At 73.8% G+C, this 13,647-nt stretch carries 13 protein-coding genes; 2 read left to right on the top strand and 11 right to left on the bottom strand.

The features are described from left to right. Positions 1–69: 69 nt before the first annotated feature. Entirely contained in the window at positions 70–996 is a 927-nt protein-coding gene (locus tag J2X26_RS16525; RefSeq protein WP_307493803.1) for a DMT family transporter, read from the top strand. A 7-nt stretch (positions 997–1,003) separates the two neighbouring features. Here J2X26_RS16525 and J2X26_RS16520 read toward each other — a convergent pair whose 3' ends face one another. Both J2X26_RS16520 and J2X26_RS16515 read right to left on the bottom strand, forming a co-directional pair. Then, positions 1,004–2,038, bottom strand: a complete 1,035-nt coding sequence (locus J2X26_RS16520; RefSeq protein WP_307493802.1) for a zinc-dependent alcohol dehydrogenase family protein — start codon at positions 2,036–2,038, stop codon at positions 1,004–1,006. Between the two features lie 30 nt (positions 2,039–2,068). Next, positions 2,069–3,529 carry an amidohydrolase gene (locus tag J2X26_RS16515; RefSeq protein ID WP_307493801.1) on the bottom strand — a complete coding sequence of 487 codons (1,461 nt, stop codon included), beginning with the start codon at positions 3,527–3,529 and terminating at the stop codon, positions 2,069–2,071. Between J2X26_RS16515 and J2X26_RS16510 the strand changes: the two genes are divergently transcribed. After that, positions 3,530–4,321, top strand: a complete 792-nt coding sequence (locus tag J2X26_RS16510; protein WP_307493800.1) for a DNA/RNA non-specific endonuclease — start codon at positions 3,530–3,532, stop codon at positions 4,319–4,321. Here J2X26_RS16510 and J2X26_RS16505 read toward each other — a convergent pair. The 9 genes from J2X26_RS16505 to J2X26_RS16465 form a co-directional block, all read right to left on the bottom strand. Then, on the bottom strand, positions 4,318–5,130 hold the full coding sequence (locus J2X26_RS16505) for an ABC transporter ATP-binding protein (protein WP_307493799.1): 813 nt from the start codon (positions 5,128–5,130) through the stop codon (positions 4,318–4,320). The two genes, J2X26_RS16510 and J2X26_RS16505, sit on opposite strands and share 4 nt — an antisense overlap. Beyond that, complete coding sequence (locus J2X26_RS16500; RefSeq protein WP_307493798.1) at positions 5,127–6,155, bottom strand: FecCD family ABC transporter permease; 1,029 nt, start codon at positions 6,153–6,155, stop codon at positions 5,127–5,129. The genes J2X26_RS16505 and J2X26_RS16500 overlap by 4 nt, the downstream gene beginning before the upstream one ends. Further along, on the bottom strand, positions 6,152–7,186 hold the full coding sequence (locus J2X26_RS16495) for a FecCD family ABC transporter permease (protein WP_307493797.1): 1,035 nt from the start codon (positions 7,184–7,186) through the stop codon (positions 6,152–6,154). Before J2X26_RS16495 ends, J2X26_RS16500 begins: the two co-directional genes overlap by 4 nt. Positions 7,187–7,205: 19 nt before the next feature. Further along, positions 7,206–8,240 (bottom strand): ABC transporter substrate-binding protein, encoded by a 1,035-nt coding sequence (locus J2X26_RS16490; protein WP_307493796.1) that lies wholly within the window; start codon positions 8,238–8,240, stop codon positions 7,206–7,208. A 114-nt stretch (positions 8,241–8,354) separates the two neighbouring features. Next, positions 8,355–9,239: a phosphoribosylaminoimidazolesuccinocarboxamide synthase gene (locus J2X26_RS16485; RefSeq protein WP_307493795.1), complete on the bottom strand. Its 885-nt coding sequence runs from the start codon at positions 9,237–9,239 to the stop codon at positions 8,355–8,357. Positions 9,240–9,256: 17 nt separating this feature from the next. Continuing rightward, entirely contained in the window at positions 9,257–9,664 is a 408-nt protein-coding gene (locus J2X26_RS16480) for a hypothetical protein (protein ID WP_307493794.1), read from the bottom strand. Between the two features lie 24 nt (positions 9,665–9,688). Continuing rightward, positions 9,689–10,993, bottom strand: coding sequence for a phosphoribosylamine--glycine ligase (purD, locus tag J2X26_RS16475; protein ID WP_307493793.1), 1,305 nt, complete (start codon positions 10,991–10,993; stop codon positions 9,689–9,691). Positions 10,994–11,048: 55 nt separating this feature from the next. Continuing rightward, on the bottom strand, positions 11,049–12,905 hold the full coding sequence (locus tag J2X26_RS16470; RefSeq protein WP_307493792.1) for a phosphoenolpyruvate carboxykinase (GTP): 1,857 nt from the start codon (positions 12,903–12,905) through the stop codon (positions 11,049–11,051). A gap of 105 nt (positions 12,906–13,010) precedes the next feature. Next, positions 13,011–13,607, bottom strand: coding sequence for a helix-turn-helix domain-containing protein (locus J2X26_RS16465; protein WP_307493791.1), 597 nt, complete (start codon positions 13,605–13,607; stop codon positions 13,011–13,013). Positions 13,608–13,647: the final 40 nt, after the last annotated feature.

Below are 13,647 nucleotides of genomic sequence, written 5' to 3'. Positions count from 1 at the left end.
CATGATGCGTGGGCGACTTCCCTCGCCCCCTCGACGCGCGGCTGGATCGGCCCGTACCTGCTGCTCGCGGTGCTCTGGGGCTGCAGCTTCCTGTTCATCGCGACTGCGCTGCAGACCTTCGCGCCGACGCAGGTGGCGTTCGGCCGGATCATCATCGGGTTCGCGCTGCTCGCGGTGATCCTGCTGATCCGGCGCGAGCGGGTGCGCGTCGAGCGGCGGCGGATCGGCGACTTCGTGATGGTCGGCGCGATCATGACGGCGATCCCGTTCGTGCTCTTCGCGCTCGCCGAGCAGCGGGTCACCTCCGTGCTCGCGGGCCTGGTGAACGCGACGACTCCCCTGTTCACCGCCGTGTTCGTCGCGCTCCTGCTGCCCAGCGAGCGGCCGGACCGGGTGCAGGTAGGCGGGCTGGTGCTGGGCTTCGGGGGAATCGCGGTGCTGCTGGGCGTGTGGAACTCCGGGGCGATCGACCTCGTCGGCGGTCTCATGCTGCTGGGGGCCACGTTCTGCTACGGCCTCGGTAACGCGTGGAGCCGACGTCGACTGACCAGCACGGGCCTGTCGAACGTGGCCCTGCCCGCCATCCAGCTGGCGGTCGGTGCGCTGGTGATCCTTCCGTTCGCCGTCTCCACGCCGCTCGTGGGACCGGTCGCCCCGGCGCCGGCCCTGGCACTGCTCGCGCTCGGCCTGGGCGGGACCGGGCTGGCGTACGTGCTGTTCTGGCGCGTCCTGGCCATCGCCGGAGCCACCGTCACAGCGAGCGTCACGTACGTGATCCCGCTGGTGTCGACGACCCTCGGCGTCCTCGTGCTGCACGAGGGGCTGCACTGGTACGAGCCCGTGGGCGGCGCGATCGTGCTCGCGGGTGTCGGCCTGACGCAGTGGGGTGCCGCACGGCGCCGGTCGGCCGACGCTGCGCGGGCGGCGGTCACGACTGTCGCGGTCGACGAGGCGGAGGCGACCGTCGCGACGACGTCAGGTTCTCCACGCGGCTGACCCCCGTTCAGGGGACGACGACCATCATTCCCGGGCCGCCGGTGCCGTCGCCGAGAGCTGCGAGCGCGGCCGGTGCCTCGTCGAGGCCGATCGTGCGTCCGACCAGGCGGGACGGGTCGAGGTCGCCGGACGCGATGCGCGTGAGCATCGCGGGGTACTCGTGGGCGGCCATGCCGTGGCTGCCGTAGACCTCGAGCTCCCACCCGATCACGCGACCCATCGGCAGCGGTGGGGCGGTGTCGGCGCCGAGCAGGAGGCCGACCTGGACGTGCCGGCCGCGGCGGCGGAGCGACAGGATCGACGCCGTCGCGGTGGCGCGGCTGCCCAGGGCGTCCAGGGAGACGGCCGCACCCCCGCCGGTCACCCGGTGGACCTGCTCGGCGACGTCGCCGGTGCCGTCCAGGACCACGGCAGCACCCATCGCGAGGGCGGCGTCGCGGGCGACGGGTGACACGTCGATCGCGACGACCTGGGCACCGGCGGCGACGGCCACCATGACCGCCGACAGACCCACGCCACCGCACCCGTGCACCGCGACCCAGTCCCCCGCCTGGACCCGGCCGTGGACGGTGACGGCTCGGTAGGCGGTCGCGAACCGGCAGCCCAGACCGGCGGCGGTGACCGGGGACATGCCGTCCGGGAGACGGACCAGGTTCACGTCGGCGTGGTGGATCGCGACGAGCTCGGCGAACGACCCGTCGTCGGTGAAGCCCGGCTGGCGCTGCCGCTCGCACACCTGCTGCTCCCCCGCGAGACAGGCGGCACAGGACCCGCACGCGCACACGAACGGCACGGTGACCTCGTCGCCGAGCGCCCACGCACCAACCAGCGGGCCGACCTCGACGACGACCCCGGCCAGCTCGTGCCCGGGCACGTGCGGGAGCGTGATGTCGTCGTCGTGACCCTGCCAGCCGTGCCAGTCGGAGCGGCACACGCCGGTCGCGGTGACCCGCAGGACGACGCCGTCGTCGGGGCAGGTCGGCGCCGGGACCTCACGCACGGTCGGGAGGACGCCGAACTCGGAGATCACGACGGCACGCATGCGCCCATCCTCGCCGACCCGGCGAGTGAGTCAGAACGCCCGGTGCGTCCACTCGCCCGCGACGAGGGTGCCCGCCACCGGCATCCCCCGCAGCGGTGCGGTGAGCGGGTCGGCGTCGAGCACGACGAGGTCCGCGGGCGCCCCGACCGCCACGGTCAGCCCGCGGCCGTCGACGGAGGACTCCAGCGCGACCCGACGGTCGATGGCCTGCTCGGGATGCCAGGCATCGCGCCCGTCGCGGGACCGGCTGACCGCGGCGTCGACGGCGACCCACGGGTCGAGGGGCGCGACGGGTGCGTCGGACCCCAGCGCCAGCCGGACGCCCGCCCGATGGAGCGAGCCGAAGGCGAATGCGCGGTCGGTGCGACCGGTCCAGTAGCGGTCCGCGACGTCGCGGTCGTCCATGGCGTGCTCGGGCTGCACGCTGGCGACCACCCCGAGCGCCGCGAACCGCTCGACGTCCTCCCAGGACACCAGCTGGGCGTGCTCGATCGACCCGGTCGCACCGGACGCGGCGAAGGCGTCGAGGGCCAGCGCGTTCGCGGCGTCGCCGATGGCGTGGATCGCGCAGCGCAGACCGTGGCGGGTGGCGTGCGCCATGAGCGGAGCCAGCCGCGACGGGGGCACCGCGAGGATGCCGCGGGCGTTCGGGCCGGTCAGCCCGGCGTACGGGTCGTGGCAGAAGGCCGTCCGCGTGTTGAGCGAGCCATCGGTGATGACCTTCACCGGGCCCTGCGTGACGAGCCCGCCGATGGCGTCGCCGGTGTGCAGGTCCTCGCGGACGACGCGGTCGAGGAACTCCTCCCACACCCCCGCGCGCACGCGGAGCCGGGCGGGTCGGGCAGCGACGCGACGACGCCAGACGGCCACGTTGTCGGCGATCTCCAGGTCGACGATGCCGACCACCCCGCGTGCGGCCGCGGCGGCGGAGGCGTCGTCGACGAGCGCGTCGGCGACGTCGTCGGGCACGTGGTCGACGGCCGCCTGCCGTGGGAGCCACTCGGACTCCCGGAGCAGGCCGGTGGGGTGCGAGCCGACGCCGAGGAACCGGAGCCCGGCCGTCGAGGCCCAGGCGCAGTGCAGGTCACCGGAGACGAGGACGACGGGCAGGTCCCCGACGGCGGCGTCGAGCAGCGCGGCCGTCGGCTGGTCGGGCCAGAGCCCGTCGCGGAACCCGAAGCCGACGAGTGCCGTACCCGGGGGCGGGGGCGGGGCCGCGGCGACGAGCGTGACGGCGTGCGCGGCGGACGTGGCCCCGGAGACGTCCAGCCGGCGCCGGGCGAGCGCCCACTGGGTCAGGTGGACGTGCGCGTCCCAGAGACCGGGCATGAGCCACCGGCCGTCGAGCGGCACCTGCTCGTTACCGGCATCGAGCCGTGGTCCGACGGCGACCACCCGGCCGTCGCGGAGGAGGACGTCGACGGGTCCGTCGCCGTCCACCAGGCGAGCATCGCGCAGCAGCAGGTCGGAGGTGGTCGGTACGGTCCGCATGTGAGCACCGTAGAGGGATACGACCCGACGTTCCTCGGTCCGCTCGTCCCGCTCCCGAGACCGGCGCAGACGGTCCGGACCCTCCCGTCGACGCACTTCACGGTGCTGCTCGACCCTGCGCGACGACTGGCGGCGGCGACGGCGGTGAACATCGACGGTGCACAGCTGGTCAACCTGGAGCGCGGCGACGACTGGCACCTCGACCCGCGGGTCCCGGCCGACGAGCAGGCCGGCCCGGAGCTGTACGCGCGCAACGACCTCGACCGCGGGCACCTGGTGCGTCGTCGCGACCCTGTCTGGGGTGACCTGGTGGTCGCCCGGAAGGCCAACTTCGACACGTTCGCGTACCCGAACGCCGCGCCGCAGGCCTCGGCGTTCAACCAGGGCGAGCTGCTCTGGGTCGGCCTCGAGGACCACGTGCTCGACTACGCCCAGACGCACGGGCACCGGGTCTCGGTGTTCACCGGGCCTGTCCTCGCCGACGACGACCCGGTCTACCGCGGCGTCCAGATCCCGCGGAGGTTCTGGAAGGTCGCCGCGTGGGCGTCCGGCGCGGACCTGCGTGCCACGGCGTTCGTGCTCGACCAGACGCCCTTCGTCCGAACCCTGCAGGTGGGCGTGCCCGAGCTCGGGCCGTTCCGCACGTTCCAGGTGCCCGTCGTCGACGTCGAGGAGCTCACCGGGATCGATCTCGGTCCGCTGGTCGACGCCGACGTGCTCGCCCCTGTCGGCGCCCTGGCCGACCGCGAGCGCTGGCTGCCGCTGACCGCGGTGGCGCAGATCGCCCTCTAGTGCCGCACGTGCGCGTCACGGCGGGCGGGCACGACCATCGGCGTCCCGGTCTCCGGGTCCGGCACCACCCGGCAGGCGAGCCCGAACACCTCGCGGACGAGGGGCTCCGTCACGACGTCGGCCGGCGGCCCCTCGGCGACCACGGCCCCGGCCTTCATCGCGATGAGGTGCGTGGCGTACCGGGCGGCCTGGTTCAGGTCGTGGAGGACGGCCACGAGCGTGCGGCCCTCCTCGTGCAGCCGGGCGCACAGGTCCATGACCTCGAACTGGTGCGCGATGTCCAGGAACGTCGTCGGCTCGTCGAGCAGCAGCAGGTCGGTCTGCTGCGCGAGGGCCATGGCGAGCCAGACCCGCTGCCGCTGACCGCCGGACAGCTCGGCGACGTAGCGGTCGCGCAGGTCGGCGACCTCGGTGGCGTCGAGGGCGTCCGCGACGGCCCGGGCGTCGGCGGCCGACCACTGCCGCAGGAGCCCCTGGTGCGGGTACCGGCCGCGGGCGACGAGGTCCCCGACGGTGATGGACTCGGGCGCGATCGGGCTCTGCGGCAGGAGCGCGAGCCGACGGGCGACGTCCTTGCTCTTCATGGTCGAGATCGGGGTGCCCTCGAGCAGCACCCGTCCTGCGCGCGGCTTGAGCGTGCGACCGAGCGCCCGCAGGAGCGTCGACTTGCCGCAGCCGTTGGGGCCGATGATCACGGTGAACGAGGCCCGCGGGATCTGCACGGACAGGTCCTGGGCGACGACGAGCTGGTCGTAGGCGAGGGTCAGGCCCTCTGCCTCCAGCGGTGAACCTTGTACGGGAGAGCTCACGCGGGACTCCTCCTCCACTCGCGGACCAGCAGGAACGCGAGGTACACGCCGCCGAGCGCGGCGGTGACGACACCCACGGGGTAGACGACGCCCGGCACGGCGTACTGGGCGACCAGGTCGGCGACGACGAGCACCGCGGCACCGCAGCACGCGGCGGCGACCATACCGGGTCCGGTCGACCGGGTCAGCCGGCGCGCGATCTGCGGTGCGGTCAGCGCGACGAACGCGATCGGCCCGCTCACGGTGACGGCCGCGGCGGTGAGCAGCACGCCGACCACCACCGCCCAGGTCCGCACCCGGTCCGCGTGGACGCCGACCGCGACGGCGACCTCGTCGCCCATCTCGACCAGCTGCATCGGCCGGGTCAGGGCGAGCGCGACGGGCAGCAGCACCACGAGCGCGACGACGATGAGGACCACGTCGGACCAGGCCCGCGCGGCGAGGCTGCCGTTGAGGTACGCGGAGATCACCTGCGCGTCCTGGCGGGTGGCGCGCGCGAGGGCCAGCTGCACGAACGCCATCGACATCGCACCGACGGCGATGCCGACGACGACCATCCGCAACGGCGCCCGGAACCCCGCCCCCGAGCCCAGGTAGACCGCGCCGATCGCGATGCCGGCACCGATCAGCGCACCGACGGGGACCGGCACGACGCCCGGCCACACGAGCCCCGCGGCCGCCGCACCCGCTGCGGCGCCCGCGCCGAGGCCGATGACGTCGGGGCTGCCCAGCGGGTTGCGCGTGACGGACTGGAACATCGCCCCGGAGACCGCGAACGCCGCGCCGGCCGCGGCGCCGACGAGCAGCCGCGGCAGCCGGCTGGTCCACAGCACCCACTCCTGCGCGCGCGACCCGGTACCGGCGACAACCCCGGGCAGCTCCGTCAGCGGGATGCCCAGTTGCCCCGCAGACAGCGTGACGAGCATCGTGACCAGCATGATCACGAGCGCGACGATGCAGACCACGACCGGCCGACGCCGCCAGCGCACGGCGACCGCGGGACCGAGGGTCAGGACGGCGGTCACAGCCCCACCCGCCCTCGGCGCACGGCCATGATCAGGAAGGGCGCCCCGACGAACGCCGTCACGGCACCGACGGGGAGCTCGCCGGGGCGGGCGACCACCCGGCCGACGACGTCGGCGGCGAGCAGGAGGACCGGACCGAGCACGAGGCAGTACGGCAGGAGCCAGCGGTGGTCGGAGCCGGTGAACGAGCGCACGACGTGCGGCACGGCCAGCCCGACGAAGGCGATGGGTCCGACGGCGGCCACGGCCGCGGCGCACAGCAGGGTCGCGCCGGCGGCGCCGAGCAGCCGGGTCCGGCCGGCGCGCAGCCCGAGGGAGGTCGCGGCCTCGTCGCCGAGCGCGAGCGCGTTGAGCGGCCGGGCGAGCAGCAGGCACAGGACGAGGCCCACGAGGACGAACGGCAGCACGGCATCGACGGTCGACGGGGGCCGCCCGGCCAGGGAGCCGACCACCCAGGAGCGATAGGTGTCGAACACCGTCGGGTTGGCCAGGGTGATGGCCTCGACGAGCGCGATCAGCACCGCGGAGACGGCGGCGCCGGCCAGGACGAGCCGCACGGGAGTCGCCCGTCGACCCCCGGACCCGATCAGGTACACGGCACCCGCGGCGAACAGCGCACCGGGCACGGCCGCCCAGACGGTCCGACCGGCGACCCCGCCGAGCACCGCGGCCGTGACCACGAGCGACGCCGACGCCCCCGCGTTCACGCCGAGCAGCCCCGGGTCGCCGAGCGGGTTGCGGGTCAGGCCCTGGATCACCACGCCCGCCACGGCGAGCGCGGCGCCGACGAGCAGGCCGAGCTGCGTGCGGGGCACCCGCGACGCGACCACCGTGGACGCGTACGACCCGTCCGGGTTCCGCCACGCCGACCACACGTCGCCCAGGGGCAGAGGCTTGGCGCCGACGGCGATGCTCAGTCCGACGACGAGCACGAGCAGCAGGAGTGCGGCGACCAGCCCCAGCCCGAGCACGAGCGCGCGAGAGCCCCGCACGCGGGTGGCGTGCGGGGCTCCGGCGACGGCGATGCTCACGGCGCGAGGTGAAGGTCGGTCAGCCCTGGACCTTCGCCGCGCCGGCGGTGATGAGCGGGACGTACTCGTCGATCGCCCACGGCACGCTCAGCGGCGTGGCCACCGAGACGGCCATGCCCAGCTGCGGGTCGAGCATCGGGACGTAGGCACCGGACGCGAACGCCGGGATCTGCGCCCAGAGCGGCTGGGCCTCGGTCGCGGCCTGCTCGTCGGTGCTGTTGAACCACGTGAACAGCAGCTCCGCGTCGTCGAGCTGGTCGGCGTTCTCGAGGCCGAGGGTGCTCACGAACGTCCCGGGCGAGGCCGACAGCGTCGAGACGGACGGGGCGAGCTCGAGGCCGAGACCGGTGAGCAGCTCGACGCGCGGGTCACCGGGCAGGTACACCGACAGGGCACCCGGCTGGTCGCCGCCGTAGACGTAGGCGAACGTCAGCCCGGACAGCTCGGGGTTCTCCTCGGCAGCGGTGTCGATCGCGGCCTGGCGCTCCGCGAGGAGCGGGTCCGCCTTCTCCGGGACGCCCAGCGCCTCGGCGGCGATGTTCACCTGGTCCTCGAGCGAGGTCTGCCAGGGCTCACCGGGGTAGGCGACCACGGGGACGAACGCGGAGAGCTGGTCGAACACGTCCTGCTCCAGACCCGACTGCGGGGCGAGCACGAGGTCGGGCTCGAGCGCGATGATCGCGTCGACGTCCAGCTCGGGGTACATCGCGATGGTCTCGGGCAGCTCGGCGCCCTCGTCCTCGACCGCGTCGCGGAACCACGGCTGGTACCCGTCGGCGTCGCCGCCCCAGGTGTCCTCCTCGATCCCGACCGGCACGGTGCCCAGCGAGAACGCGATGTCAGCAGCGCCCCAGCCGAGCGTCACGACGCGCTCGGGCTTCTTCTCGATCTCGGCCGTGCCGAGCGTCGAGTCGATCGACACGGGGAAGATGCTGTCGGAGGACGCGCTCGCGGTGGGCTCGTCGGCGGACTCGGCCGCGCCGGCGCAGGCAGTGAGAGTGAGGGCGACGGCAGCGACGGATGCCACTGCTGCCGCGCGACGGGCGATGCGCACGGAGGTGCTCCCATTCGTTCGGGGACTGCCACCTCGGCGAAGCGGGCGACGTCAGAATGAGGCAAGCCTAACCTCTCCTGCGGCACCCCTCCCCTGTCGGGGGTGAGCGAAACATCACACCGGCAGCGGCGTTCCCGTCAGTCGCTCGTACGCCTCGAGGTACCGGTCGCGCGTGCGCCCGACGACGTCCGAGGGCAGGCTCGGCGGCGGCGAGTCGGAGGCGCGGTCCCACCCGGACGCCGACGACGTGAGCCAGTCCCGGACGAACTGCTTGTCGAAGCTGGCCTGCGCACGCCCGGGCTGCCACAGGTCAGCCGGCCAGAACCGCGAGGAGTCGGGGGTCAGCACCTCGTCGCCCAGGGTGATCGCGCCGGTCGTCGGGTCGGTGCCGAACTCCAGCTTGGTGTCGGCCAGGATCACGCCGCGCTCGCGCGCGATCGCCTCGGCCCGCCCGTACACCGCCAGGGTCAGCGCCCGCAGCGACTCCGCCGTGTCGGCACCGACGGTCGCGACCACGGCCTCGAACGGCACGTTCTCGTCGTGCTCCCCCAGCTCGGCCTTCCTGGCCGGGGTGAAGATCGGCTCCGGCAGCCGCGAGCCGTCCACCAGCCCCGCGGGCAGCGCGATCCCGGTCACCGAGCCGGACACCCGGTACTCCGCGAGCCCCGACCCGGTGAGGTACCCGCGCGCGACGCACTCGACGGGGAACATGTCCAGGCGGCGGCAGATCATCGCGCGCCCGGCGACCTGCGCCGGGACGTCCGTCGACACCACGTGGTTGGGCACCAGGTCCGCCAGCTGCTCGAACCACCACAGGCTCAGCTGCGTCAGGACGACGCCCTTGCCGGGGATGCCGGGGTCGAGCACGTGGTCGAACGCGGAGACCCGGTCGCTGGCGACGACGAGGACGACGTCCCCGTGCGACGGGTCCTCCGGCACGTACAGGTCACGGACCTTGCCGGAGTAGGTGTGCGTCCAGCCAGGGAGGTGAGAAGTCACGGGCACAGTGTGCCCGATCAGACGAGGTCGTCCCCGCCCTCGAGACCATCCGGGATGGGCAACCCGACGAGCCGGACCAGCCGCTCGACGGTCTCCTCGACGAACGTGTCCGCCGGCTCGTCGACGTGCTCCTCGGCCAGCAGACGCCGCACGTGCTTGGCCTCGACATCCACCGCGCCGACCAGCAGCGCCCACTCGGCGAAGGCCTCCGCCTCGGCCGCGAGATCCACCGGGTCGCTCTCCGCCGGGTCGTCGAAGAAGTCCCGCGGCTGGAAGCCCAGGTAGAACCGGCCGAGCCCGTCCGGCGCCGGTCGGTAGTCGATGGTCGCGATGTCGCCGTCCTGCACCTCGATGGTCAGGCTCGGGGTCACAGCTGCATCCCCGCCCCAGGCGCCGTCGCCGTACACGAACGTGGTGGTAGCCATCCCGCGATGATGCCGTACCGCTCCTCAGACGAGTGGGACGTCCGCAACGGCCGCGGCGATGTCCGAGCGGTGGTGCGAGAACGGCAGCTCGATCTGCTGCACACCCGCGTAGGCGGCGGCGCGGGCGGCGTGCAGGTCGGGGCCGACGCCGACGACGGACAGCACGCGACCACCCGCGGAGACGAGGTGCGCGCCGTCGATCGCGTCGTCGTCGTCGGATGCGGCATTGAGATGCAGGGCCGTGCCGGCGTGCAGGACGTGCACGCCGGGGATCGCCTCGGCGTCCTCGGTCCCCGTGATGGGGTCTCCGGAGCGGACGGCGCCCGGGTACCCGCCCGAGGCGATGACGACCGTCACCGCCGCGTCGTCGCGCCACCGCAGCGGGGGCAGGGTGCCGAGCGTCCCCGTCGCGGAGGCGAGCAGCACCGCGGCCAGCGGCGTCTCCAGCCGGGCCAGCACGACCTGCGTCTCGGGATCCCCGAAGCGGGCGTTGAACTCGACGACCTTCAGCCCGGACGACGTGAGCGCGAGCCCGACGTACAGGACACCGGAGAAGGGGGTGCCGCGGCGGGCCATCTCGGCGATCGTCGGGCGCGCGACGCGCTCGACGACCTCGTCGACCAGGTCCGCGGGTGCCCACGGCAGCGGCGAGTACGCGCCCATGCCGCCGGTGTTGGGGCCCTCGTCGCCGTCGTGCGCGCGCTTGAAGTCCTGCGCGGGGACCAGCGGCACCACGTCGATGCCGTCGGACAGGACGAACAGCGAGATCTCGGGTCCGTCGAGGTAGTCCTCGATGACGATGCGGCCGTCGGGCTTGGCAAGGCACGCCTGCGCGTGGGCCAGCGCCTCGGCGCGGTCGTGGGTCACGACGACGCCCTTGCCCGCGGCGAGCCCGTCGTCCTTGACCACGTACGGGGCACCGAACGCGTCGAGACCCGCGGCGGCCTCCTCGATCGTCGTCGCCACCCGCGGCTCGGCGGTGGGGACGCCAGCGGCGGCCATGACCTCCTTGGCGAACGCCTTGGAGCCCTCGAGCCGGGCGCCCGCGGCGGACGGGCCGAAGACGGGGATCCCCACGGCCCGGACCGCGTCGGCGACGCCCGCGACGAGCGGTGCCTCGGGCCCGACGACGACGAGGTCCGCGTCCAGGCTCGTGGCGAGTGCCGCGACGGCGGTCCCGTCGAGCTGGTCGACGGCGTGCAGCGTCGCGAGCGACCCGATGCCGGGGTTGCCCGGGGCGGCGTGCAGCGCGGTGACCGCCGGATCGAGGGACAGCGCGCGCACCAGCGCGTGCTCACGGGCACCGGTGCCGACGACGAGGATCTTCACGGGCCGGGAGCCTACCGGCCGCGCCCCGACGGCGCGCCCGGCGACCGGTGCGGGCTCAGCCGGCGGCGCGGAGCCGTGCCCGCAGGGCGTCCAGCTCGTCGACCATCGCCAGCGGGAGCCGGTCCCCGAACCGCGCGAAGAACTCCTCGGTCAGGTCGCACTCGGCCAGCCAGGCCGCGGGGTCGACCGCGAGCAGCTGCTCCAGGGCGGTCGTCGGCAGGTTCAGCCCGTCGAGGTTCAGCTCACCCTCCGCGGGCAGCACCCCGATCGGCGAGTCGGCCCCCTCCACCGACCCGTCGAGCCGCTGCAGCGCCCAGGCCAGCACCCGGGCGTTCTCCCCGAACCCCGGCCAGAGGTAGGACCCGTCGGCACCCTTGCGGAACCAGTTGACGCCGAAGATCGCCGGCAGGGGGATGCCGCGGGCGGACAGCTGCGCGCCGAGCCGGAGCCAGTGGCCCCAGTGGTCGGCCATGTTGTAGCCGCAGAACGGGAGCATGGCGAAGGGGTCGCGACGCAGCGTCCCGACGGGTCCCTCCGCGGCGGCGGTCTGCTCGGACGCGATCGTCGCGCCCAGGAACACCCCGTGCGACCAGCTCCGCGCCTGGGCGACCAGCGGCACGTTGGTGGCCCGCCGACCGCCGAACCAGATCGCGTCGATGGCCACCCCCTCGGGCGAGTCCCACGAGTCGGCGATCGTCGGGCACTGCTCGGCGGCCACCGTGAACCGGCTGTTCGGGTGGGCGGCCGGCGTCTCGGACGCGGGGGTCCAGTCGTCGCCCCGCCAGTCGGTCAGGTGGTCCGGCGGGGTGTCGGTCAGGCCCTCCCACCACACGTCCCCCTCGTCGGTGAGGGCGACGTTCGTGAAGATGACGTCGTGCGACAGGGTCGCGATGGCGGCGGGGTTGGTGGCCTCGCCGGTGCCGGGGGCGACGCCGAAGAACCCGGCCTCGGGGTTGATCGCCCGCAGCCGCCCGTCGGTCCCGGGCCCGCCGGGACGCAGCCACGCGATGTCGTCGCCGATCGTCTCGACCTTCCAGCCCGGGATGGTCGGCTGGAGCATCGCAAGGTTGGTCTTGCCGCACGCGGACGGGAACGCGGCCGCGACGTGCGACACCGTCCCGGTCGGCGAGGTCACCCGCAGCACGAGCATGTGCTCGGCGAGCCAGCCCTCGTCGCGTGCCATGACCGACGCGATCCGCAGCGCGAAGCACTTCTTGCCCAGCAGCGCGTTGCCGCCGTAGCCCGAGCCGTACGACCAGATCTCCCGGGTCTCGGGGAAGTGGACGATGTACTTCGTGGGGTTGCACGGCCACGGGACGTCGTCGTCCCCGGGGCCGAGCGGCGCGCCGACGGAGTGCACCGCGGGGACGAAGTCGCCGTCGGGCCCGAGCAGGTCCAGGACCGGCGTCCCCACGCGCGTCATGACGCGCATGCTCACGACGACGTACGGCGAGTCGGTGACCTGCACGCCCAGCTGCGAGATCGGTCCGCCCAGCGGGCCCATCGAGAACGGGACGACGTACATGGTCCGGCCGCGCATCGAGCCGGCGAACACCCCCGCCAGCTCGGCGCGCATGACGTGCGGCTCGCGCCAGTGGTTGGTGGGTCCGGCGTCGTCGGCGTCGACCGAGCAGATGAAGGTGCGGTCCTCGACGCGGGCGACGTCGGACGGGTCGGAGCGCGCGAGGAAGCTGTTCGGCCGCAGCTCCTCGTTGAGCCGGATGAGGGTCCCCGCGTCGACCATGTCCTCGACGAGCGTCGCCGCCTGCTCCGGCGAGCCGTCGACCCAGACGACATCGTCCGGCTCCGTGAGCGCAGCGACGGCGCCGACCCACGAGTGCAGCGCACGGTGCCGGTGCACACCGGGCGCAGCCGGGACCGTGAGGGGCGGATAGTGCTCGACGAGCGTCATGACGACCTCCGGGAAAGGATCCAGTCCTTCCACCGTGGACCTCTTCGTCCACCGATTCCATCACCTCAGGCCGGAAACATCCGCGTTTCTTTCGATCTGCACAACTCAGGCGCCATCGTCGCGCGGCAGCGGGAGTGCGTCGACGTAGATCCGCACCCGTCGCCGGCCCTCGGTCTCGCCGGCAGCCTTGCGCGCCTTGGCCGCCTTGACGGCGTCGTCGACGACCTCCTGCACCGCGAGCACGACCTGCTGCAGCTCCTCGAGGGTCAGGTCGGCCGTCGTCCGGTCGTTGAGCGACGCGCCCTCCCACTCCGGGGTGTCCCCCATGGACAGCCACCGCTGGAGCACCTGGGCGCGCTCGGCGACGACCCCCTGCAGCAGCGCCTTGGCGGCGTCCGCGGTCCGGGGGTCACGGAGCATGTCCCGGCCGTCGAGGCTGTACCCGACCGCGCGCCACCACCGGTCCCGACCGCGCTCGTGCGCCGGGTCGTCCTCGACGAAGCCGTGCTTCTCCAGCTGGCGCAGGTGGTAGCTGGTCTGCCCGCTGCTCTCGCCCAGGTGCCGGCCGAGCTGGCTGGCCGTGGCCGCCCCGTGCTCGGACAGGTAGTCGTACATCGCCATCCGCAGGGGGTGCGCCAACGCCTTGAGCTCCTCCGGCCCGATGGCACGGGCCCGGAAAGGAAGGGGGTTGCTCTCGCTCATTCGCAGAGATACCTTTGCAGAGTTGTCTTTGCAGAGTTTC

It is taken from the genome of Cellulomonas humilata (assembly GCF_030814415.1).
Lineage (GTDB): Bacteria > Actinomycetota > Actinomycetes > Actinomycetales > Cellulomonadaceae > Cellulomonas > Cellulomonas humilata_A.
The sequence above is the reverse complement of the archived record's forward strand: the minus strand, read 5'-3'. Positions and strand labels throughout refer to the sequence as shown.

What these genes read in the sequence shown, in the direction of transcription:
- J2X26_RS16480 (WP_307493794.1), bottom strand. Translation starts at nt 9,664, where the DNA reads ATGGCTACCACCACGTTCGTGTACGGCGACGGCGCCTGGGGCGGGGAT.
- J2X26_RS16465 (WP_307493791.1), bottom strand. Translation starts at nt 13,607, where the DNA reads ATGAGCGAGAGCAACCCCCTTCCTTTCCGGGCCCGTGCCATCGGGCCG.
- J2X26_RS16520 (WP_307493802.1), bottom strand. Translation starts at nt 2,038, where the DNA reads ATGCGTGCCGTCGTGATCTCCGAGTTCGGCGTCCTCCCGACCGTGCGT.
- J2X26_RS16515 (WP_307493801.1), bottom strand. Translation starts at nt 3,529, where the DNA reads ATGCGGACCGTACCGACCACCTCCGACCTGCTGCTGCGCGATGCTCGC.
- J2X26_RS16470 (WP_307493792.1), bottom strand. Translation starts at nt 12,905, where the DNA reads ATGACGCTCGTCGAGCACTATCCGCCCCTCACGGTCCCGGCTGCGCCC.